20 protein-coding genes and 3 tRNA genes are annotated in these 22797 nt (G+C 59.4%); 3 read left to right on the top strand and 20 right to left on the bottom strand.

The genetic code is table 11. From position 1 onward, the window contains the following. The first annotated feature begins 188 nt into the window (after positions 1–188). Both cra and AC1MDC_RS23580 read left to right on the top strand, forming a co-directional pair. Positions 189–1184 carry a catabolite repressor/activator gene (cra, locus tag AC1MDC_RS23585; protein WP_085698404.1) on the top strand — a complete coding sequence of 332 codons (996 nt, stop codon included), beginning with the start codon at positions 189–191 and terminating at the stop codon, positions 1182–1184. Between the two features lie 3 nt (positions 1185–1187). Continuing rightward, the gene (locus tag AC1MDC_RS23580; RefSeq protein ID WP_085702441.1) at positions 1188–1964 is read left to right on the top strand and encodes a TatD family hydrolase; all 777 of its coding nucleotides are present in this window, start codon (positions 1188–1190) and stop codon (positions 1962–1964) included. On the opposite strand, the gene AC1MDC_RS23575 is transcribed toward AC1MDC_RS23580, so the two are convergent. From AC1MDC_RS23575 to AC1MDC_RS23555, 5 genes are all read right to left on the bottom strand, one after another. After that, complete coding sequence (locus tag AC1MDC_RS23575) at positions 1965–2354, bottom strand: hypothetical protein (RefSeq protein ID WP_085698402.1); 390 nt, start codon at positions 2352–2354, stop codon at positions 1965–1967. A 153-nt stretch (positions 2355–2507) separates the two neighbouring features. Continuing rightward, entirely contained in the window at positions 2508–4538 is a 2031-nt protein-coding gene (locus tag AC1MDC_RS23570; RefSeq protein WP_480393774.1) for a methyl-accepting chemotaxis protein, read from the bottom strand. Between the two features lie 155 nt (positions 4539–4693). Beyond that, positions 4694–5527 (bottom strand): regulatory signaling modulator protein AmpE, encoded by an 834-nt coding sequence (gene ampE / locus AC1MDC_RS23565; RefSeq protein WP_480393773.1) that lies wholly within the window; start codon positions 5525–5527, stop codon positions 4694–4696. Beyond that, positions 5524–6084, bottom strand: coding sequence for a 1,6-anhydro-N-acetylmuramyl-L-alanine amidase AmpD (gene ampD, locus AC1MDC_RS23560; RefSeq protein ID WP_085698399.1), 561 nt, complete (start codon positions 6082–6084; stop codon positions 5524–5526). Before ampD ends, ampE begins: the two co-directional genes overlap by 4 nt. Positions 6085–6148: 64 nt before the next feature. Then, on the bottom strand, positions 6149–8338 hold the full coding sequence (locus AC1MDC_RS23555) for a DUF1631 domain-containing protein (protein ID WP_480393772.1): 2190 nt from the start codon (positions 8336–8338) through the stop codon (positions 6149–6151). 254 nt (positions 8339–8592) lie between these two features. On the opposite strand from AC1MDC_RS23555, the gene nadC reads away from it, so the two are divergent. Continuing rightward, positions 8593–9441 carry a carboxylating nicotinate-nucleotide diphosphorylase gene (gene nadC, locus AC1MDC_RS23550; RefSeq protein WP_011332412.1) on the top strand — a complete coding sequence of 283 codons (849 nt, stop codon included), beginning with the start codon at positions 8593–8595 and terminating at the stop codon, positions 9439–9441. 51 nt (positions 9442–9492) lie between these two features. On the opposite strand, the gene AC1MDC_RS23545 is transcribed toward nadC, so the two are convergent. From AC1MDC_RS23545 to folP, 15 genes are all read right to left on the bottom strand, one after another. Beyond that, on the bottom strand, positions 9493–9792 hold the full coding sequence (locus AC1MDC_RS23545; RefSeq protein WP_085698564.1) for a DUF6388 family protein: 300 nt from the start codon (positions 9790–9792) through the stop codon (positions 9493–9495). 234 nt (positions 9793–10026) lie between these two features. Continuing rightward, a tRNA-Thr gene (locus AC1MDC_RS23540) sits at positions 10027–10102 on the bottom strand. A gap of 129 nt (positions 10103–10231) precedes the next feature. Further along, complete coding sequence (pnp, locus tag AC1MDC_RS23535) at positions 10232–12337, bottom strand: polyribonucleotide nucleotidyltransferase (protein WP_011332410.1); 2106 nt, start codon at positions 12335–12337, stop codon at positions 10232–10234. A gap of 193 nt (positions 12338–12530) precedes the next feature. Beyond that, on the bottom strand, positions 12531–12800 hold the full coding sequence (gene rpsO / locus AC1MDC_RS23530) for a 30S ribosomal protein S15 (protein ID WP_085698397.1): 270 nt from the start codon (positions 12798–12800) through the stop codon (positions 12531–12533). Positions 12801–12941: 141 nt separating this feature from the next. Then, positions 12942–13859 (bottom strand): tRNA pseudouridine(55) synthase TruB, encoded by a 918-nt coding sequence (gene truB, locus AC1MDC_RS23525; RefSeq protein ID WP_480393771.1) that lies wholly within the window; start codon positions 13857–13859, stop codon positions 12942–12944. Between the two features lie 4 nt (positions 13860–13863). After that, on the bottom strand, positions 13864–14262 hold the full coding sequence (gene rbfA / locus AC1MDC_RS23520; RefSeq protein WP_085698395.1) for a 30S ribosome-binding factor RbfA: 399 nt from the start codon (positions 14260–14262) through the stop codon (positions 13864–13866). A 161-nt stretch (positions 14263–14423) separates the two neighbouring features. Further along, complete coding sequence (gene infB / locus AC1MDC_RS23515) at positions 14424–16940, bottom strand: translation initiation factor IF-2 (RefSeq protein WP_085698394.1); 2517 nt, start codon at positions 16938–16940, stop codon at positions 14424–14426. A 27-nt stretch (positions 16941–16967) separates the two neighbouring features. Further along, positions 16968–18449 (bottom strand): transcription termination factor NusA, encoded by a 1482-nt coding sequence (nusA, locus tag AC1MDC_RS23510; RefSeq protein ID WP_480393770.1) that lies wholly within the window; start codon positions 18447–18449, stop codon positions 16968–16970. Between the two features lie 47 nt (positions 18450–18496). Beyond that, a complete protein-coding gene (gene rimP / locus AC1MDC_RS23505) occupies positions 18497–18955 on the bottom strand; it encodes a ribosome maturation factor RimP (RefSeq protein ID WP_039769696.1) in 459 nt (152 codons plus the stop codon). A 138-nt stretch (positions 18956–19093) separates the two neighbouring features. Further along, positions 19094–19170 (bottom strand) — tRNA-Met (locus AC1MDC_RS23500). Positions 19171–19267: 97 nt separating this feature from the next. Then, positions 19268–19353: transfer RNA gene (locus tag AC1MDC_RS23495), tRNA-Leu, on the bottom strand. 22 nt (positions 19354–19375) lie between these two features. Then, positions 19376–19759, bottom strand: a complete 384-nt coding sequence (secG, locus tag AC1MDC_RS23490; protein WP_011332406.1) for a preprotein translocase subunit SecG — start codon at positions 19757–19759, stop codon at positions 19376–19378. A gap of 4 nt (positions 19760–19763) precedes the next feature. Next, complete coding sequence (gene tpiA / locus AC1MDC_RS23485) at positions 19764–20519, bottom strand: triose-phosphate isomerase (protein ID WP_480393769.1); 756 nt, start codon at positions 20517–20519, stop codon at positions 19764–19766. 65 nt (positions 20520–20584) lie between these two features. Next, on the bottom strand, positions 20585–21922 hold the full coding sequence (gene glmM, locus AC1MDC_RS23480) for a phosphoglucosamine mutase (RefSeq protein ID WP_480393768.1): 1338 nt from the start codon (positions 21920–21922) through the stop codon (positions 20585–20587). A gap of 16 nt (positions 21923–21938) precedes the next feature. After that, complete coding sequence (gene folP, locus AC1MDC_RS23475; RefSeq protein WP_085698390.1) at positions 21939–22790, bottom strand: dihydropteroate synthase; 852 nt, start codon at positions 22788–22790, stop codon at positions 21939–21941. Positions 22791–22797: the final 7 nt, after the last annotated feature.

Here is a 22797-nt window from a genome sequence, read left to right as displayed (position 1 = left end):
AAGGCGTCTAAAACGTAGAAAATACGCTTGCTGAAACGTTTAATCTAGATTGATCGGCACGTTACTCGATAATGTCCCATCCTTGAAGTCCAACTTGTCGGATGCGCTGCGACAATAGTCGCCTGCCTGAATCGGGTAGGATTGGCGAAAATGTCGCGGCAAGCTCGAAAAAACAAGGAAATCCCGGGTTGAAACTCAGTGATATCGCGCGGTTGGCCGGAGTGTCCGTGACCACCGCCAGCTACGTCATCAACGGCAAGGCCGAACAGCAACGCATCAGCAACGCCACCGTCGAGCGGGTGCGGGCGGTGGTCGATCTGCACGGCTTTACCCCCAATCCACAGGCGGCCGGGCTGCGCAGTCGGCACACCCGGACCCTGGGTTTTATCCTGCCGGATCTGGAAAACCCCAGTTACGCGCGGATCGCCAAACTGCTGGAGCAAGGCGCCCGGGCACGCGGCTATCAATTGCTGATCGCCAGCTCCGACGATGCGCCGGACAGCGAGCGGCAACTGCTGCAACTGTTCCGCGCCCGGCGCTGCGATGCGTTGATCGTCGCCAGTTGCCTGCCGGCCGGTGACGACAGCTATCGCCAGTTGCAGGCCAAGGGTTTGCCGATCATTGCCATTGACCGGGTGATGGATGCCGAACACTTCTGCTCGGTGGTCAGCGATGACCGCGAAGCCAGCCTGCACCTGACCGAAAGCCTGCTCGACCCGCAGCCGAAACAGATCGTGCTGCTGGGTGCCCGTCCGGAACTGAGCATCAGCCAGGAGCGTGCGGCCGGGTTCAAGCAAGCCTTGGCCGGGTTCAAGGGCGAAGTGCTGGTCGAGCACGCCGAGTCTTTCAGCCGCGAGTGCGGCAAGCAGTTGATGGAAGAACTCCTGCAACGCCTCGGGCATTTGCCGGATGCGCTGGTGACCACCTCCTACGTTCTGCTGCAAGGCGTGTTCGACGCGCTGCACGACTTCCCGCTCAAATCCCGCCCGCTGCGCCTCGGCACGTTTGGCGACACCCAGTTGCTGGACTTCTTGCCGCTGCCGGTCAACGCCATGGCCCAGCAGCACCAGTTGATCGCCGACAAGGCACTGGAACTGGCACTGGCGGCGGTCGAGCAATCGGATTACCAGCCCGGAGTGCAGGCCATCGCCCGTACCTTCAAGCAGCGTATTCACCGGGACTGAGCCGTGGAGCTGATCGACAGCCACACCCATCTGGACTTCCCCGACTTCGACGCCGACCGCGCGGCGCTGCTGAACGAAAGCCGCGCCCTCGGGGTGCGGCGAATGGTGGTGCTCGGGGTTTACGAGGGGAATTGGCAGCGGGTGTGGGATCTGGTGCAAAGCGATGCCGATCTGTACGCGGCGTTCGGATTGCACCCGGTCTATCTCGATCAGCACCGGCCTGAAGATTTGCTGGCACTGGGCGACTGGCTGACTCGGCTAAAAGGTCATCGGCAGCTGTGCGCAGTCGGCGAAATCGGCCTGGATTATTTCATCGAAACCCTCGACCGCGAACGCCAGCAGGCGCTGTTCGAGGCACAGTTGCAACTGGCGGCGGATTTCGAACTGCCGGCATTGATCCACGTACGGCGCAGCCATGCGGCAGTGATTGCCACGCTCAAGCGCTTCAAGCTCAAGCGCGCCGGGATCATCCACGCCTTCGCCGGCAGTCGTGAAGAAGCGCGGGAATACATCAAGCTCGGTTTCAAACTCGGCCTCGGCGGTGCACCGACCTGGCCGCAGGCATTGCGCATGCACCGGGTGCTGGCCGACTTGCCGCTGGACTCGGTGGTGCTGGAAACCGACTCCCCGGACATGGCGCCTGCCATGTACCCCGGCATTCGCAATACGCCGGCGCACCTGCCGGCAATCTGCGACTCACTGGCCGCATTGATGAACACCAGTGCGCCACAACTCGCCGCCGCCAGTACCGCCAACAGCTGCGACGTGTTCGGCTGGTAGTCAGTCGGCGTGGGCCTTGGCCGCGTCGAGAATCAGGGTCAGGTGCTGACGCCGCCGGGCGTAACGAATCACCGCGAAGTACACGAAAATCGTGATCAGCGACGCGTTCAACTGCTCGGTGACGCTGAGCAGCCCTACCCATTCCATCACCAGGGCCACCAGCAGCGCGGTGCACACGGTCACGAGCGCACTGGCGCGCAGCAGGCCAAGTGAATCGAGCGAACGCAAGCGTTTGATCTGCTTCGGGCAGCGCAGCTCCAGGTTTTTCTGGCAATGCGCACAGGTGAATGGTTCGTGGATGGATATGGCATTCAGTTGCCAGGGTTTGAGCACCAGCGTGGTCTGGCAGTGGGCGCAGCGGCCCTGGACGCCCAGGGTTGCGACAGACATGTGCATCTCCTCCAAGTGGTCAAAGAACTGAGCTTGGTTCATTGAAGACGAAAAACCAGCGCCCGGAGGAAAACAGGATTTGTCTTACAGATGTAAGCAAACAAGTACTACAAGCCATTCCGAAAAAACCTGCCTCAGAGAAGGCAGGTCGATTCAAACCCGGAACGCGCTGATCAATTGCTTCAACTCGACCACCTGCGCCGACAACGCACGGCTGGCATCTTCAGTCTGATGCGCGCCTTCTGCGGTGCGCTCGCCGGCACGGTTGATCTCGACGATGTTCTGGTCAATGTCATGGGCCACGGCGGTCTGCTGCTCGACGGCGGCGGCGATCTGCTGGTTCTGGTCGACGATCATGCCGACAGCGCCGAGGATGTTTTCCAGCGCCTGCTGGACTTTTTCCGACTGCCCCACCGTGCCGTTGGCCATCTGATGGCTGACGCCCATGGCCTTCACCGCCGCGCCGACGCCGCCATGGAGTTTGGCGATCATCTGCTCGATTTCTTCGGTCGATTGCTGAGTGCGTTTGGCCAGCGTGCGGACTTCGTCAGCGACCACGGCAAAACCGCGCCCCTGCTCACCGGCCCGCGCAGCCTCGATCGCGGCGTTGAGCGCCAGCAGGTTGGTCTGTTCGGCGATGCTCTTGATCACTTCCAGAACGCGGCTGATCGACTGGCTGTCGCTGGCCAACTGGTTGATCACCAGCACCGATTGATCGATTTCGCTCGCCAGTGCCGCGATGCTGCCCTGCTGCGATTCCACCAGACCGCGACCGCTAATGGTTTCGTCGTTCACGCTGTGGGCGCTGCTGACCGCTGCCGCGGCACTGCGTGCCACCTCCAGCGATGTCGCCGACATCTGGTTCATTGCGGTAGCCACTTGCTCGATTTGCGTACGTTGCCCGGCGACCGCCTGATTGCTTTGCGCCGAAACATTTTCCACTTGCCCCGCCTGTCGCTCGACCTCGCCAACGGTGTGGCCGACCCGTTCGATCAGGTCATGGATTTTGCGCACCGTACCGTTGAACACCTCGCCCAACTCGCCGAGCTCATCGCGGCTGTTGGCGTGGAAATTCACCGTCATGTCGCCCGCCGCCACTTTGTCCATCATGGCGCCGAGGTTTTTCAGGGTGGCGCGGGTGGAGGCGTAGAAGCCGCCGTAGAGATAGAAAATCAGCACGAACACCACCGACAACGCCACGGCTTGCAGCACCATGTGCGTGCGGTTTTGCCCCAGGCGCTGCTGCAATTGGGTGTCGAGGAATTTCAGGGTGGCGTCGTTTAGCTGATAGGTCTGGTCCATCAGCCCGGTGACCTGGTCATAAAACCCCTGCCACGGGGCGTCGAGCGTTTCGGCCATCACCACTTGCTCCTCGATCAGTGTGCCGGCCTGTTTCAGCGACGCCTTGCTGGCATCGGCCGGCGCGCTCAGAGAATCTCGGGCGGCTTTGCTCGAACCCAGTGCGTCCTGCAATTTCAGACCGTACTCGGCCTGCAGTTTTTCGATCTGCACCAGCAGCTCGTCAAAGCGGGTGCTCGACGAGCTGTTGAGAAAGCCCTGGCCCAAGGAATATGAGCCCATCGCCCGACCTTCGCCCAAGGCCTGGGTAACGGCCGGCGTGATCGCGGTGACCAGCTCGCTGAGCTGGCGAATGTCGCTCTGGTTGTCACGGCTCAAACCGGCCTGACTGGCCACGATCTGGCTGAAAATCTGCGCATTGCCCAGCAATTTGCCGATCAGCGCACTTTTGCTTTGCAGGGAGTTTTCCGCTTGCTCGTTCTTGAACGCAGCGATCATTTCATCGCGCTTGGTCTCGAAGAACTTGATCTGCTCCGGATCCTCGGTCATGGGCGTCAACCCTTGCAGGCGTGCCAGGACGTTTTGCTCAAGACTGGTGATCTGCGCCTCGACATTACCGGCCTTGCCGGACTGGCCGAGGGTGACGTTGATCTGCACCAGATTGTTGAGAGTTTCCAGATCCCGACGCAGGGTCAGGCTGCTGCCCAGCAGGTCGAGGCTCTGCAGCTCAACCCGGGTGCCCTGGAATTCGCGATAGGAATCGCGCACCAGATAGAAGTTGGTCACCAGCATTGGCACCAGGAACAGCACGCTGATCAGGCTGAACTTCATGCCGAAGCTCAAGCGGTTCATCAGCGAGACGGCGGGATAGAGCAAGCTCTTCACTGGAAGTCTCCCTTGGTTTTTCTTGTTTTTATTGGCAGGCGCGGGGCGACAGCAGATAGCCACTATCGGCGCTATCTCTGTATAGCTCAAATCGAAGGGAGGTTTTGTAACTTAAGGTTAACGAGGGGGATTGCCCCCCTCGTCGCAGTAACGGCCTACGCGAGTACCGTCCACAGGGCAAAGCAGGCATACCACAGCACCGCGGCCCGCAGCAGCAGTTCCCACAGACAGTCGAGGGTGTTGATGCCTTCGGGGCCGACGGCGGCCGGCGGAATTTCCCCGGCAACCAGCCCGACCTTGTTGATGAGCTGGGCGGCGCTGATGTTCCAGTTCAGCAATTCGTGCAGCATCACCCGGCTGACCGCGACGAAATTGCCGACCAGGGCAAGACTCGCCGCCAACAGGCGCACCGGCACCCAGTCGAAGGCGTGACGCAGTTGCCCGGCCCGTTCGGCTACCGCCGGGTTCCGGGCGTTTTCTTCCGCCAGCGCCAGCAAGCGATAGCTCAGTGCCGCGACCGGACCGAGCAGGAAGTACCAGAAAATCACCGCGAAGAAACTCTGATAGGCCTGCCACAACAGATGCTGTTGCACTTGCTCCAGCAATTGTTCGCCGCTTTCGGCGCAGATGTTCAGATCACGCTTGGCCACATGGGCGGCGGCCTGCAGATCCTCACGACGCCAGGCGTCGCGAAACGGCCCCAGTTCGCCGAGCAGATCTCCGCGCCCCAGGCTGTAAATCACCACCAGCAAATGCACCGGCAAGGCCAGCAGACCGTAGGCCACCGGGTCCAGCACCACCAGCAGCAACCCCAGCAGCGCCACCGGCAACAGCACCAGGACGGTCAGCACCAGCCACGGCTGTCTGGCCAGCCCGCCGCTTTCAAGCTTGTGCAGTTCGCGGATCCATCCGCCATCGCGTTGAACCCGTTGGCGCAGGGCCGAGAACTTCTCGATCCAGACCGCCAGCAGTAACACCAGAAAACTCATTGTCCTTCCTCTTGTGCCAGGGCGGCGCGGTAGCGTGCCCAGTCGAATGCGGGTCCGGGGTCGGTCTTGCGTCCGGGGGCGATGTCGCTGTGCCCGCAGATGCGCTCGACAGTAATCGCCGGGAACGCCGCCTGTATCTGCCGGGTCAGCACGGTCAACGCCTGGTACTGCGCATCGGTGAACGGCAGATCATCGGTACCTTCCAGCTCGATGCCCAGTGAAAAATCGTTACAGGTTTCGCGTCCTTCGAACACCGAAACACCGGCATGCCAGGCACGCTCAAGACAGGAGACAAACTGGGTGACCTTGCCGTCACGTTCGATCAGAAAATGCGCAGATACACGCAGGTCGGCGATCCCGGCAAAGTAGGGATGTTCCGTGACATCCAGACGATTCTGGAAAAATTCCTGCACCTTGCCGGTGGCGAACTGCGCCGGTGGCAGGCTGATGTTGTGGATGACCAACAGGGAGACTTCGCCCGCCGGGCGTTCATTGAAGTTGGGCGAAGGGCAGACCTGCACCCCGTGACACCACCCGCTTGCGGGATCCAACTGCATACCGATTCCTTCAACGCCGACTGTGTTGGCGACCAGTATGCCGTGATCGGGCCCCGGCGCGCGATCACTTGCCGCGATTGAGCCGCCGCAGATTGCCGAGCACCGATTCCAGCGCCCGGTCGAACAGCAAGGTGTCATCCAGCGCCCGCACCGCGCCGCGACGAAACGCCAGGGCCAGTTCCGTGCGATCGCGCTCCAGCACTTTCATCCCGGTACGGTCCACAAACACGTATTTGCCGGTGGCTTCGATGATCGCCGCCAGTTTGCAGCGCAGGGTGTGTTCTTCATCTTCCTCGAACGCCACCCAACTGCCCAGGCGCAGCTGATCGACCTGGCGCAAACCTGCATCGTCTGCCGGCAAACGCGCCGGCGTGCGTGGCTGCAGGCCGTCGTCGGCCATCTGCAAGACAATCGTCTGCGATACTTCGATCATTTCCGGCAGTGTGGTCTGATCCGGTTCGCTGGACGGATCGAGCAGGCGTACATGCAGCGCTTCCAGTTCGCTGAAAAAGCCGCTGGTGGCAAACGGATCGAAGGCCGAAGTGCTCAGGCCGTCGCGCAATGACTTGAGCAACCCCGGCACCAGCGCCAGCAGGCGCAGACCCGCTTCGGCGTCGTCGTGACGCTGCACGCTCCAGATCAATTGCTCCATGGTCTGCACGTCGGCGTGCCATTCAGCGGACTGATCGCCGTGCTTGAGGCAGGTCAGCAGCAACACTTTGCTCCAGGCGTCCTGCACGAATGTCACCACCGACGGTGGCAAGACTTTGCCCAGCAACGCCTGATTCAGCGCCTGCTCGACCCGCTGGCGGGCCAGTTCGGTTTTCGCCCGGCCCTCTTCGGCATCGCGCAAACGCTGTTCAAGCAGTTCGCTGCGACGGCGTTCGTCACTGGTGAACGCGAGGAAGTCTGCCAGCAACTCGGAAAAAATCGCCGGATCATCGACAAAATCCGTCAGCAGGCGCTGCACCACTTGTTCGATGCGCAGGTACAGGCTGTCGCGCGCATTACCGTCGCACTCCCCCCAGCCCATCGCCGCTTCGGCGATTTCATTGAGCAAGCGGCGGGCCGGGTGGCTGCTGCGGCTGAAGAAGCTTTTGTCGATCACCGCGACCTTCAACATCGGGATCTGCAACCGCGCGATCAACGCCTTGAGCGAATCCGGCAGATTGCGATCATCGAGGATGCAGTCGAAGACCATGGCCACCAGATTGATCACGTCTTCGTCAGCCCCGCCGACAATTCGCGATTTGCCGCTGCGCACGCTGACCCGGGTCAGCAACTGTTCGAGCTGATGGCGCAGATCGAAATCGTCCTGCACCGCCAGCGCCGGCACGTATTGCTGCAAGTGCGAGAGCAGGCGCAGCAGGTCCCGAGTGGAAATCGGCTGGGCGGGAGCGCTGGGTTCCAGGGTCGGCGCAACCGTGCCGCGCACGTGCAGCAGCAACTCCTGCAACGCGGTGAAGACCTCCTGCACGCCCGCATCGGCCTGGGTTTTGTCGATGACTTCGAATTCGCTCCGCACGCTTGCCACAGCCTGATCGATGGCGCGACGGGCCGGTGCCGGTTTGAGCTCGGGCAACACGCCCGTGGCGCTCAGCAGTTGGTTGGCTTCGGCGTAAAGTTGATCTGTGTCGGCCAGCACATAGCGCTCGAACAGTTTGAGCAGGATCAGTTTGACCTTGATCTCCACCCCCAGATTGCGCCCGGCTTGCAGGAAGTATTCGCAAAGCATCGCCGGACCCAGAGGGTTGTATTGATCGTCCAGAGTCTTGCCCAACAGCGCATTGAATCGCGCAGTCAGTTGGTCGAGGGCGAAACCGTCGCGATTCAGTACGCGGCCGACCATGGTCTCCACCGCGACTTTACGCTCCATGTCATCGGTGCGCATGGTGGTTTCCTCATGCTGCAAGGCGTGAGAAAGGACGGTAGGCGCGGGATCGAATTGAGTGAGGCCGATAAAGGCTTCGAAGAACTGCTCGAGAAAACCGCGCTCGATGTGCTTGCGCTTGAGGCGCAGGTCACGCATGGCCTCGAAAAAGATGTTCTGTTCGACGTCATTACGTGCCCGGTCGGCCATTTCGAACAGGGTGTCGTCGGCGTTATCGAACAACTCCTGCAAACCGTTGCGCAGGCGCTGGGCAGCCTTGTCACGAACCTGAAGCAGAATCACAGGCAGGCGGGCGAGCGGCGAGTGAGTCGCCTGATCGGTAGTGGCCTTGTGCAGAGGCACTACATTCCCGTCGTTGTGCATCCAAGCCTCCTGAAACGGTGATTCGCCGACGTCAAAGTCATGGCGTCAAATGCAAGGCGGATTATCTTGCAAAAGATGTCCCCGGCGCCAGAGCCGTCAGGGTTTCCCCTATACGCCGACACCTTGCAGTGACCACGCCGAAATCCGGTTTGCTCAACAAAATCGACCGGATGCAGCGCTGCGTCGCCGTTCTCGCCTTGGGTTGGCCGACGCCATGCCCCTATAATCGGGCCACTTAGTTTGTGGAGCCCGTTATGCCGAATCTACGTCTCGCCGATTTGACCGCCGAAATCGAAGCCAACGTGCGCCGTGCGTTGCTCGAAGACATCGGCAGCGGCGACATCACCGCGCAACTGATCCCGGCCGAACGCCTGGCCAAAGCCACTATCATCACCCGCGACGCCGCCGTCATCAGTGGCACGGCCTGGGTCGATGCAGTGTTCCGCCAGCTCGATCCCCGGGTGGCGGTGCATTGGCAGGTGCGCGATGGGGAACGGGTTTCGCCAAATCAGCCGCTGTTTCATCTGGAAGGCCCTGCACGCTCGCTGCTGACCGGTGAGCGCAGCGCGCTGAACTTCCTGCAATTGCTGTCGGGCGTGGCGACCCGCGCGCAGTACCTGGCGGACTTCGTCGCCGAGACGTCAGTGAAACTGCTCGACACCCGCAAGACCCTGCCGGGCCTGCGCCTGGCGCAGAAATACGCGGTCACCTGCGGTGGCTGCCACAACCACCGCATCGGCCTCTACGATGCGTTCCTGATCAAGGAAAACCACATCGCCGCCAGCGGTGGCATCCCGCAGGCCATTGCCGCCGCGCACAAGATTGCACCGGGCAAACCGGTGGAAATCGAAGTGGAAAGTCTGGAGGAACTGAAAGAAGCGCTGGCCGCCGGTGCCGACATCATCATGCTCGACGAATTGAGCCTCGATGACATGCGCGAAGCCGTGCGCCTGAACGCTGGCAAGGCAAAACTGGAAGCCAGTGGCGGCATCAACGAAAGCACGTTGCTGCCGATCGCACAGACCGGGGTGGATTACATCTCGATCGGCGCGATGACCAAGGATGTGAAGGCCGTGGACCTGTCGATGCGCCTGAGCATCTGAGGCAGTCGGGCAATAAAAAACGCCAGCCGTTTCGAGGCTGGCGTTCTTGTTTCAGACCACCAGATTGTTCATCTCGCAGTACTCTTCCCAATCGACACCCAATACTTCGGCCGCCTCCTTGTGCAGTTCCAGGCGCTTGGCCTCGAACTCCTCTGGCGTGCTGGTGTACTTGAGGGTCAACTCCCAAGGCTGCAGCCCCTGGGCTTCGGCTTCGTCTTCGAACGCCCACTGGATCTGATCCTTCTGTTCATCGGGACTCAGGTCCTTGATCTCTTCCTTCAGATCCGGAACATCCAGGATGTATTTTCTAAGCGCTTCTTCGTGACGTTGCTCTTGAGTTAATTCGGTCATGGCGTTCTCGCTGATCATGGGAATGGAGGATGGATCTGGATCATCAAGGATCTCTCTGACGCGGACTGTCCGGCCTTCGGAACCATTCGGGATCATCTGAAAACTGCTGGGCGATGCTCATGCAGGCACCGAATATAGGACGTTTGCATGACGAATTACACGGCTCTTTACATCTCTCCCACAAAAAGTTGACCTGTGGAACATAAATGCCGGTTTAAAAGGATAACGGAGAGGTGGTGCCCGAGACAGGAATCGAACCTGCGACCTTCGCGTTACGAGTGCGCTGCTCTACCGGCTGAGCTACACGGGCGGTGGGCTAAACCTAGCACTGGTCTTGCAGGTCGGCAACTTTGCCGAATGACTCGATATTTCACGGACAAAAAAATGCCCCGCCGTTTTCACGGCGGGGCATTTTCATTGCGCTAGGGCTGCGGGGTGATTAAACGCCCGAAGCCTTGGCAGCTGCCACGTCTTTGATGGACAGCTTGATACGGCCGCGGTTGTCCACGTCCAGTACCAGCACTTCCACTTCCTGGCCTTCTTTCAGGATGTCGGTTACTTTCTCTACGCGAGCGTCGCTCAGCATCGAGATGTGAACCAGACCGTCCTTGCCTGGCAGGATGTTGACGAATGCGCCGAAGTCGACGATGCGCTCAACCTTGCCGACGTAGATCTTGCCGATCTCGGCCTCAGCGGTGATACCCAGAACGCGCTGACGTGCTGCTTCAGCCGCTTCCTTGGTTTCGCCGAAGATCTTGATCGAACCGTCGTCTTCGATGTCGATCGAAGCCTTGGTTTCTTCGCAGATCGCACGGATGGTCGCGCCACCTTTACCGATAACGTCACGGATCTTGTCGGTGTCGATCTTCATCGCGATCATGGTCGGAGCGTTGGCCGACAGTTCGGTACGCGACTGGCCGATGATCTGGTTCATCTGGCCGAGGATGTTCAGGCGCGCTTCCAGGGCTTGGCCCAGAGCGATTTCCATGATCTCTTCGGTGATGCCCTTGATCTTGATGTCCATCTGCAGCGCGGTCACACCTTTGGCGGTACCGGCTACTTTGAAGTCCATGTCGCCCAGGTGGTCTTCGTCACCCAGGATGTCGGTCAGGACGGCGAACTTCTCGCCTTCTTTAACCAGACCCATGGCGATACCGGCAACCGGTGCCTTCATCGGAACACCAGCATCCATCAGGGCCAGGGAAGCGCCGCAAACGGAAGCCATCGAGCTCGAACCGTTGGATTCGGTGATTTCCGAAACCACACGGATGGTGTACGGGAACACGTCAGCGGCTGGCAGCATGGCCGAAACCGAGCGACGGGCCAGACGGCCGTGACCGATTTCACGACGACCGGCGCCACCCATGCGACCACACTCGCCCACCGAGAACGGAGGGAAGTTGTAGTGCAGCATGAACGGGTCTTTTTTCTCGCCTTCCAGAGTGTCCAGCAGTTGCGCGTCACGGGCGGTGCCCAGCGTCGCGACGACCAGAGCCTGGGTTTCGCCACGGGTGAACAGTGCCGAACCGTGAGTCTTCGGCAGAACGCCGACTTCGATGTTCAGCGGGCGTACGGTGCGGGTGTCGCGACCGTCGATACGTGGCTTGCCGTTTACGATGTTTTCGCGAACGGTGCGGTATTCGATTTCGCCGAAAGCCGCTTTGACGTCGGCAGCCGAAGGCTGGCCTTCTTCGCCGGAGAGCTTGGCGACGACCTGGTCACGCAGCTCGCCCAGACGCGCGTAACGGTCGGCCTTGATGGTGATGGTGTAAGCCTGGGAGATCGCTTCGCCGAACTCGGAACGGATAGCAGCCAGCAGCTCGGTGGCTTCTGGGGCAGGTGCCCAGGTCCAGGTTGGCTTGGCCGCTTCGGCAGCCAGTTCTTTAACGGCGTTGATGACGACCTGGAACTCGTCGTGAGCAAACAGTACTGCGCCCAGCATCTGGTCTTCGGTCAGCTCTTTGGCTTCCGATTCAACCATCAGCACGGCGTCCGAAGTACCGGCAACGACCATGTCCAGGCTCGAAGCAGCTTGCTGCTCGTAAGTCGGGTTCAGCAGGTAGCCGGTGCTTTCGTGGAAAGCCACGCGAGCGGCGCCGATCGGGCCATCGAACGGAATGCCGGAGATCGCCAGGGCAGCCGAGGTACCGATCATCGCAGCGATGTCCGGATCGGTCTTTTTGCTGGTGGAAACGACGGTGCAGACAACCTGCACTTCGTTCATGAAACCTTCCGGGAACAGCGGACGGATCGGACGGTCGATCAGTCGGGAAGTCAGGGTTTCTTTCTCGGAAGGACGGCCTTCACGCTTGAAGAAACCGCCAGGGATCTTACCGGCAGCGTAAGTCTTTTCCTGGTAGTGAACGGACAGGGGGAAGAAGCCCTTGCCCGGATCAGCTTGCTTGGCACCGACTACGGTCACCAATACGCTGACGTCGTCGTCAACGGTGACCAATACTGCGCCGGAGGCCTGACGGGCGATACGGCCAGTCTCGAGGGTAACGGTCGACTGACCGAACTGGAATTTTTTGATTACCGGGTTCACGGTGTCCTACCTTCTTTGTGGCTCTTGGGGGAACTGGTTTCTTGCGAAATTCTTGGGCAACGTCGGGAATCGGCCCGCGGATTGTCCGGGTAAAACGGTAGTTCAGATAAAACTTGAGGCTGGGAGCCTGCCGGACGCCGGCGGAAACCCGCTGACGTCTGACAGACAACCAACCTCATAGCGCAATCGCTGATTAGCGACGCAGACCCAGGCGAGCGATCAGAGCGCTGTAACGGCTCAGGTCCTTGCCTTTCAGGTAGTCCAGCAGCTTGCGACGCTGGTTAACCATGCGGATCAGACCACGACGGGAGTGGTGGTCTTTACCGTTGGCCTTGAAGTGACCTTGCAGTTTGTTGATGTTGGCGGTCAGCAGTGCAACTTGCACTTCTGGCGAACCAGTATCACCAACAGCTTGCTGGTAGTCGGCAACGATTTGAGCTTTTTCTTGAACGTCGAGAGCCATGAGGCAATCCTTTTATCAGGAAACTGTTTAAAAAACAGTTTCAACAGGCCAGGGACAAATCCCTGTATCTATAAATGAGTAGTGACCGTGCCTGTTGACAGCCACACTCGCCGGCCTGCTGTTACACAGACCGGTTTCCGGTCATTCTGACCGAATCAGTCGACGCGGCGCGATACGCCCGTCTTCGCTCACTTCACCGATACCGATGAAGCGACCGTTGTGATCCTGTACCCGCACCATGCCGAACTTCGGAGCATCCGGGGCACGTACCGGCTGGCCGTTGAGCCAGTAGAACGCGCTCGCTTCCGAGAACTGCAGCAACGGCCAATCCTGCAGGCCGCTGTCCGATGGCATCAGGAAGCGGTCGACCGCTTCGTTGCCGCCTTCGGCATGTACCGCTTCCAGCTCTTCGAGGGTCACGGTCTGCGCCAGGGTGAAAGGCCCGGCCTGGGTACGACGCAGTTCAGCGACGTACGCACCACAACCGAGTTGCTCACCGATATCCTCCACCAGAGTGCGAATATAGGTGCCCTTGCTGCAATCCACCGCGAGTCGCGCAGTATCGCCTTCGAAGGCCAGCAATTCCAAGCGCGCAATAGTAACAGAACGCGGTTCGCGCTCCACTACTTCGCCTGCACGGGCCAGCTTGTACAGCGGCTGGCCATCACGCTTGAGAGCCGAGTACATCGGCGGTATCTGGCTGATTTGACCGCGAAATTTCGGCAGGACCGCTTCAATGTCGGCCTGACAAACGGTCACCGCACGCTCCTGCAAAACCTCGCCTTCGGCGTCTGCCGTGGTGGTGGTCTTGCCCAGTTGCGCCAGGGTTTCGTAACCCTTGTCGGAATCGAGCAGGTATTGCGAGAACTTGGTCGCCTCGCCAAAGCACAGTGGCAGAACGCCGGTGGCCAGGGGATCGAGACTGCCGGTGTGACCGGCCTTCTCGGCGTTGAGCAACCAGCGAACCTTCTGCAACGCGGCGTTGGAGGTGAACCCCAACGGCTTGTCGAGCAAGATGATGCCGCTGACGTTACGACGGATACGTTTGACCTGAGCCACCGAGTTACTCCTTGGTGTCTTCGGGTGCAGCAGTTTCGTGCTGACTGTCTTCGGCCACCGCGCGCTCGATCAGAGCCGACAGGTGCGCACCACGTGCGACACTTTCGTCGTAGTGGAAATGCAATTGAGGCACGCTGCGCAGCTTCATTTCACGGGCCAGCTGCATGCGCAGGAAACCGGCGGCAGCATTGAGCACCTTGATGCTTTGCGCGATGTCTTCGGCGTTGTCCTGCCCCATCACGGTGATGAAGATCTTCGCGTGACCAACATCACGGCTGACATCTACAGCGGTAATGGTGACCAGGCCGACACGCGGATCTTTGACTTCACGACGGATCAGTTGGGCCAGCTCACGCTGCATCTGATCGCCGATACGTTGGGTACGGCTGTATTCTTTTGCCATGATTTTGTTACCTGTTACTGCCCCGCGGTGAAACCCGCAAGGTCTGAAAGCGGCAAACGCCCGGCCTGACTAAAAGCCAGACCGGGCGTTGCGTTTAGAGTCCTGACGCCGTGCCGCGCATTTTCATGCGACGGCCCGACGTGGCCCTTGAAGTGCGCGAGTCAGAGGCTGCGAGCAACCTGAACCTTCTCGAAGACTTCGATCTTGTCGCCGACCTTGACGTCGTTGTAGCTCTTCACGCCGATACCGCATTCCATGCCGGCACGTACTTCGGAAGCGTCATCCTTGAAGCGGCGCAGGGATTCCAGCTCGCCTTCGAAGATCACGATGTCTTCACGCAGTACACGGATCGGACGGTTACGGTGCACAACACCTTCGATCACCATGCAACCAGCGATCGCGCCAAACTTCGGCGAACGGAACACGTCACGGACTTCGGCCACACCGAGGATGTTCTCGCGAACATCGCTGCCAAGCATACCGGTCAGGGCTTTCTTGACGTCTTCGATGATGTCGTAGATCACGTTGTAGTAACGCATGTCCAGACCTTCCTGCTCGACGATCTTCCGTGCACCGGCATCGGCACGCACGTTGAAGCCGAACAGTACAGCGTTGGAAGCCAGTGCCAGGTTGGCATCGGATTCGGTGATACCACCGACGCCGCCACCGACCACGCGCACTTGCACTTCGTCGTTGCCCAGACCGTTCAGAGCGCCCTGCAAGGCTTCCAGCGAACCACGGACGTCGGATTTGAGGACGATGTTGAGCGTCTTCTTCTCTTCCTGACCCATGCTTTCGAAGATGTTTTCCAGCTTGCCGGCGTGAGCGCGAGCCAGTTTGACTTCGCGGAACTTGCCTTGACGGAACAGAGCCACTTCACGGGCTTTCTTCTCGTCGGCAACCACGCTCATCTCGTCGCCCGCATCAGGCGTACCGTCCAGGCCGAGGATCTCAACCGGAATGGCCGGGCCCGCTTCCTTGATCGGCTTGCCGTTCTCGTCGAGCATGGCGCGCACGCGACCATAGTTCGAGCCAACCAGCACCATGTCGCCTTGACGCAGCGTACCGTCCTGAACCAGAACAGTCGCTACCGGACCACGGCCCTTGTCCAGACGCGATTCAACCACGACGCCACGGCCAGGAGCCGATGGAGTGGCGGTCAGCTCGAGAACTTCGGCTTGCAGCAATACCGCTTCAAGCAGTTCGTCGACGCCGGTACCCATTTTCGCCGAGACCGGAACGAATGGAGTGTCGCCACCCCAGTCTTCGGAGGTCACACCGTGGACCGACAGCTCGCTGCGGATGCGATCGAGATCAGCGCCCGGCTTGTCGATCTTGTTCACTGCGACTACCAGCGGAACGCCAGCCGCCTGAGCATGCTGAACAGCTTCGATGGTTTGTGGCATCACGCCGTCGTCCGCCGCAACCACCAGGATCACGATGTCGGTCGCCTTCGCACCACGAGCACGCATTGCGGTAAACGCGGCGTGACCCGGGGTGTCGAGGAAGGTGACCATGCCGCGTTCGGTCTCAACGTGGTATGCACCGATGTGCTGGGTGATACCGCCGGCTTCGCCAGCAGCTACCTTGGCACGACGGATGTAGTCGAGCAGCGAGGTCTTACCGTGGTCAACGTGACCCATTACGGTTACGACCGGCGCACGCGGAACCGCTTCACCTTCGAACTTCAGGGACTCGGCCAGGGAATCTTCCAGGGCGGTGTCGCTGACCAGGGTCACTTTGTGGCCCAGTTCTTCGGCTACCAGTTGAGCAGTTTCCTGATCAAGCACCTGGTTGATGGTCGCTGGAGTACCCAGTTTGAACATGAACTTGATGATTTCGGCAGCCTTGACCGACATCTGCTGAGCGAGATCGCCAACAGTGATGGTTTCGCCGATCTTCACCTCACGCACGACAGGGCCCGTAGGGCTCTGGAAACCGTGAGCGTTGCGTTTTTTCAGCTTGGACTTGCCGCGACCGCCGCGACGGAAGCCATCGCTTTCTTCGTCGGTAGTACGTGGCGCCACGCGTGGAGCCGGCGCCTTTTCCTTGACCGATGCGCGATGCGGAGCGTTCTTGCGCTCGCCATCACCACCGCCACGACGATTGTTGTCGTCGGCGCGTGGTTTGTCCGGACGGCGCTGTTCGTCACGCTTGCGAGTGTCGGCAGCTGGCGCAGCAGCCACAACCGGCGCAGCTTCGCGCACTGGTTCGGCCACTGGCGCAGGTGCAGCGACGGCTTCAGCAGGAGCGGACGGCGCAGCGGGCTGGCGACGCGCTTCTTCTTCGGCGCGCACACGGGCTTCTTCTTCAGCCTTCTGACGGGCAGCATTCTCTACCGCGCGACGTTCATCCAGTTCACGCTTGCGCTCGGCTTCGATTTCTTCCGCGCTACGCTGTACGAAAACTTTCTTCTTGCGGACTTCAACGCTGATGCTTTTGCTGCCAGCCACACGCAGGGTGCTGGTGGTTTTACGCTGCAGCGTGATCTTGCGTGGTTCTTCCACTTTCGCCTTGTGGCTGCTCTTCAAGTGGGTCAGCAGGGATTGCTTCTCACTGTCAGTCACATTTTCTTCGGCGGCGGTGTGCGGCAGACCTGCCTCACGCATCTGCTGCAACAGGCGCTCTACCGGTGTTTTGACCTCATCGGCCAGTTGTTTCACCGTGACTTGCGTCATGCACTTCTCTCCTCAGGCCGCGCCTAATTACTCGAACCAGTGGGCTCGGGCGGCCATGATCAACTTGCCGGCACGATCATCGTCAATGCCGTCGATGTCGAGCAGATCGTCAATAGACTGCTCGGCCAGGTCTTCGCGGGTAATTACGCCGCGCACCGCCAGTTCCATCGCCAAATCCTTGTCCATACCCTCAAGCGAGAGCAGGTCTTCGGCCGGATGGGCGTCTGCCAGCTTTTCCTCAGTAGCGATGGCTTTGGTCAACAAGCGATCCTTGGCACGAGCGCGAAGCTCGTTGACTATGTCTTCGTCAAAGCCGTCGATGTTGAGCATTTCTTCCAACGGTACGTAGGCAATCTCTTCCAGGCTGGTGAAGCCTTCGTCCACCAGCACCTGAGCCAGCTCTTCGTCGACTTCCAGCTCGTCGATGAAGTTGCGCAGGATGTCGCCGGTTTCTGCTTGTTGCTTAGCCTGGATGTCCGATTCGGTCATCACGTTCAGGGTCCAGCCAGTCAGCTGGCTCGCCAGACGCACGTTCTGACCACCACGACCGATGGCCTGAGCCAGATTGTCTGCGCCAACAGCGATGTCCATGGCATGGGCATCTTCGTCAACGATGATGGCCGCCACTTCTGCCGGCGACATGGCATTGATCACGAACTGGGCCGGGTTGTCGTCCCACAGGACGATGTCGACACGCTCGCCACCCAACTCGCCCGACACGGCCTGGACGCGCGAACCGCGCATACCGATGCACGCGCCTTGCGGATCGATGCGCTTGTCCTTGGAGCGGACAGCGATCTTGGCACGCGAACCCGGATCACGGGATGCGGCCATGACTTCGATCAGGCCTTCAGCGATTTCCGGCACTTCGATACGGAACAGTTCGATCAGCATTTCCGGCGCGGTACGCGACAGGATCAGCTGAGGGCCGCGGTTCTCGGTGCGGATTTCCTTGAGCAGCGCACGCAGACGCACGCCGACCCGGAAGGTTTCGCGAGAAATGATGTCTTCACGGGCCAGCAACGCTTCAGCGTTATTACCCAGGTCGACGATCACGTTGTCGCGGGTCACTTTTTTCACGGTGCCGGAGATGATTTCTCCCAGGCGCTCGCGATAAGCGTCAACCACTTGAGCGCGCTCGGCTTCACGAACTTTCTGCACGATGACCTGCTTGGCAGTCTGTGCAGCGATGCGGCCGAACTCGATGGACTCGATCTTTTCTTCAACGACGTCGCCAACCTTGGCGCCAGGGTGCGTTTCAGCAACCTTGCTCGGCCAGGTTTCGATGGCCGGATCATCGAGATCATCCTCATCGACGACCGTCCAGCGACGGAAAGTTTCGTAAGAACCGGTGTGGCGGTTGATTTCCACACGCAGATCAACTTCGTCTTCAAAACGCTTTTTGGTAGCAGTGGCCAGAGCCAGCTCCAGCGCTTCAAAAATTACGCTTGCCGGTACACCCTTTTCATTGGATACCGACTCAACAACCAGCAGTACTTCTTTGCTCATCGTACGCCTCGCCTTTCGCAAGCCATTGGATCCGCGGGATCCGCGTCTCAGTCAAAACTGGGAATAATGTTGGCCTTGTCGATCATATCGATCGGCAACAGGAATTCATGGTCATCTACCTGCACCACGACGTCCTGTTCTTCTACACCGCGCAGAAGGCCCTGAAAGTTGCGTCGACCTTCAAAAGGCGAGCGCAGCTTGATCTTCACTTGTTCACCGACATATTTGGCAAACTGCTCAAGAGTGAACAGCGGGCGTTCCATGCCTGGCGAGGAAACTTCAAGGGTGTATTCAACGGAGATCGGATCTTCAACATCCAGCACACCGCTGATCTGACGGCTGACGATGGCGCAATCGTCCACCAGTACGCCGCCTTCCTTATCGATATAAACGCGCAACATTGAGTGGCGACCTTGAGCCGAAAACTCAATACCCCAGCATTCATAGCCTAGGGCCACGACCACCGGGGCCAGCAAGGCCTGCAACTCTTCTAGCTTGCTCGACACCTGAACCCCCTCGTGCATGTATGTGCATGCTATGCAAAATAAAAAAATGGGCGAAACGCCCATCCTTGAAACGCCGTCGAACAGCGGCGTTGAAAGTGTCCAGCTAACAAAAAGCCCCTTAAAAGGGGCTCCTTAAACTGGTTGCGGGGGCCGGATTTGAACCGACGACCTTCGGGTTATGAGCCCGACGAGCTACCAGACTGCTCCACCCCGCGACAAAGCTGGGGCGGAAGTATACGACCGATCCCCTTTAGGGTCAATGTAACCTTCCACCTGCAAGAAAGCCCGCAACAGCGGGCTCTCCTGACTAATTGGTACCGAGAAGGGGACTCGAACCCCTACACCCTATGGGCACAACCACCTCAAGGTTGCGTGTCTACCAATTCCACCACCTCGGCAATACTACGTTTGAAACCCTTCTTACTTCTGCTCTTGAGCTGGAGGTACGTCAGTCGCTGGGGTAGCCGACTTTTGCTCTTGAAGCACCGGGACATCATCAGAAGCCGGTTGCTGCTTTGGAACTTCCAATACTGCCGGGTTTGGCAAACCTGCTTGAGTCAGCTGATGAGCCTTCTCTTTAGCAAAGTAACCTAACCCCAAGCTGGTTATGAAGAAACCGGCGGCAAGTATAGCAGTAAACTTACTAAGAAAGGTAGAGGAACCTTGGCTTCCGAACACAGTATTTGAAGCACCTGCTCCGAAAGACGCGCCAGCGTCCGCACCTTTACCCTGCTGCAGCAAAACCAGAGCAACTACGCCCAACGCACCCAGCAGATGAAAAACGACTACGACTGTTTCCAGCATTTTTTCAGTTTCCCGCGGCGCGACAGATCGCACCGAACTCATCTGCATTCAGGGAAGCTCCACCAATGAGCCCCCCATCGATATCCGGCATGCCGAACAGTTCGACCGCATTGGCCGCCTTCACGCTGCCGCCGTATAGAAGCCGCACACCTCGTGCCACTTCAGAATTCTCTGCCGCCAACTGCTCACGAATGGCTTTATGCACATCTTGAGCCTGTTGCGGCGTCGCAGTCAGCCCGGTACCAATCGCCCAGACCGGCTCGTAAGCGATCACTGCGTTGGCAAAAGCACCGACACCCAGCTCTTCTATGATACTGCCCAGCTGACGCCCGACAATCTCAAGAGTTTTTCCGGCCTCACGCTGCTCCAGGGTCTCCCCCACACACAATACCGGAATCAAGCCACATGCCTGTGCCGCTGCGAACTTGCGATTCAGCATTCCGTCTTGCTCGCCCATTATCTGGCGGCGTTCGGAGTGCCCGACAAGCACCAGGGAACAACCTGCATCCACCAACTGACTCGGCGCAATCTCGCCTGTCAACGCACCTTGCATGGATTCCACCGCAGAGTTCTGCGCACCGACCGAAATCGATTTGCCTTTCAAGCCATCAATCACCTGATTGATATGCAAGCAAGGCGGGAACACCGCGACATCAACACCGCTTGGCAAGGCCAGATGACGAAGGCCGTTGATCAGCTCAGCGACGCTGGCGCGGGTACCGTGCATCTTCCAGTTACCAGCTACCATAGGGCGACGCATGCTGTACCTCGTCGGTCAAAGTGGGCGCAGATGTTACCCAACACAATCATGGCTGGCAAGCCGAATCAGGCAGAAACTTCAGTTACCAGTTTTGCCAGCTCTTCGGCATAGTCACGAACCTGAGTTTCGTCCTCGCCTTCGACCATCACCCGCACCAGAGGCTCTGTTCCGGACTTGCGCAAAAGCACGCGACCACGACCCGCCATCGCCTGGGTCACGCGCGCACTCGCTTCCTTGACAGCCGGGTGCTCCAACGGGCTTTCGCCCCCACCGAAACGCACGTTGATCAGCACCTGCGGACATTTGCGCAATGCCTGGCGAGTTTGAGCAAGCCCCTCGTTACGCGTCTTCAGCGCCATCAGCACTTGCAAGGCCGCGATGATCGCATCACCCGTGGTGGTGTGGTTGAAGCACACGACATGCCCCGAGTTTTCTCCACCGACCAGCCAGTTACGCTCCAGCAGTTCGGCGATCACATAGCGGTCACCGACATTGGCGCGCACAAAAGGAATACCCAAATCCGCGAGCGCGAGCTCAAGTCCAAGGTTACTCATCAAGGTACCGACTACACCGCCTTGCAACTTGTCGCGCTCATGAAGATCGCGCGCAATGATGTACAACAGTTCGTCACCATCAACAATCGCACCCGTGTGGTCGACCATCAGCACCCGGTCACCATCGCCATCGAAGGCGATACCCAGATCCGCATGTTCGGACAACACCGCCGCCTGCAATTGCCCCATATGCGTGGAGCCGCAGTTGTCATTGATGTTCAGGCCGTTAGGCTGCGCCGACAAAACGACGACCTCGGCGCCCAGCTCACGAAAAACACTCGGCGCCACTTTATAGGTAGCACCGTGTGCGCAGTCGATGACGATCTTCAGCCCGGAAAAACTGGTACCAGTCGGCACGGAGCTCTTGCAGAATTCGATATAGCGGCCGGACGCATCATTGATTCGCGACACCTTGCCGATCTTGCTCGACTCGACAACGGTCATTGGTGTATCGAGCAACTCTTCAATCATCAACTCCAGCTCATCGGGCAGCTTGGTGCCCTTTCCGGAGAAGAACTTGATGCCGTTATCGTCATGCGGATTGTGCGATGCACTGATCACGATCCCGGCCTCAGCCTGGAATGTACGCGACAAATAGGCGATGGCCGGAGTCGGCATCGGGCCGAGCAGCATGACATCGGCGCCCGCAGATGTCAGGCCAGCCTCAAGGGCCGATTCAAACATGTAGCCGGAAATCCGCGTGTCCTTGCCGACCAGCACCTTGCAGGCACCCATCTTGCGAAATGCCATACCGGCAGCCCAGCCGAGCTTGAGCATGAAGTCAGGAGTGATCGGGTATTCCCCGACACGACCACGAATACCGTCAGTACCAAAGTATTTCTTGCTCATAAGTGCTCCATCATTCTTATTCGGCTGATTCCACGGCCGCGAGCATTCGCACCACGTCCACCGTTTCCGCCACATCATGGACGCGCAATATACGCGCACCTTTCACTGATGCCAGTGCGGCCAAAGCCAGACCACCGTAAAGACGCTCACCCACAGGGCGATTCAATGCATGACCGATCATGCTTTTGCGTGAAACACCCACCAACAGAGGCCGCCTCAGCGCATGCAGGGCCTCCATATGCCTGAACAAGCTTAGATTGTGCTGCAGGGTTTTGGCGAAGCCGAAGCCCGGATCGAGAATGATCCGCTCGGCGGGAATTCCTGCCCTCTCACACTGAACCATGCGCTCAGCAAGAAACTCACCTACCTCACGGGTGACATCCTGATAACGCGGATCGTCCTGCATATCACCAGGCTCGCCGAGCATATGCATCAGGCACACGGGCAATCCCGTGGCGGCCGCCGCATCAAGTGCGCCATCGCGCCGTAGCGAACGAACGTCGTTGATCAAGCCGGCACCCAAGCGAGCCGTTTCGCGCATGACCGCCGGAGTAGATGTATCGACGGATATGACCACATCCAGTTCGCGATTGATCAGCTCGACAACGGGCGCGACACGCTCCAGCTCCTCCAAGGGAGAAACCGCCCGCGCGCCTGGCCGGGTCGACTCGCCGCCCACATCGATCAGCGTCGCACCCGCCGCAACCATGGCTTCGGCATGACGCAAGGCCGCGTCGAGCTGGCTGTATCGGCCACCGTCGGAAAAGGAATCGGGAGTGACATTGAGAATGCCCATGACATGAGTCCGGGCCAAATCAAGAACCCGGTTGCCGCAAGGCAACCGGGTCAGGGACTGTACAGAAGTCATTTCAAAC

Source organism: Pseudomonas sp. 1 (genome assembly GCF_056626735.1).
Note: the sequence above shows the minus strand (reverse complement) of the source record. Positions and strands in the feature narration are given on the sequence as shown.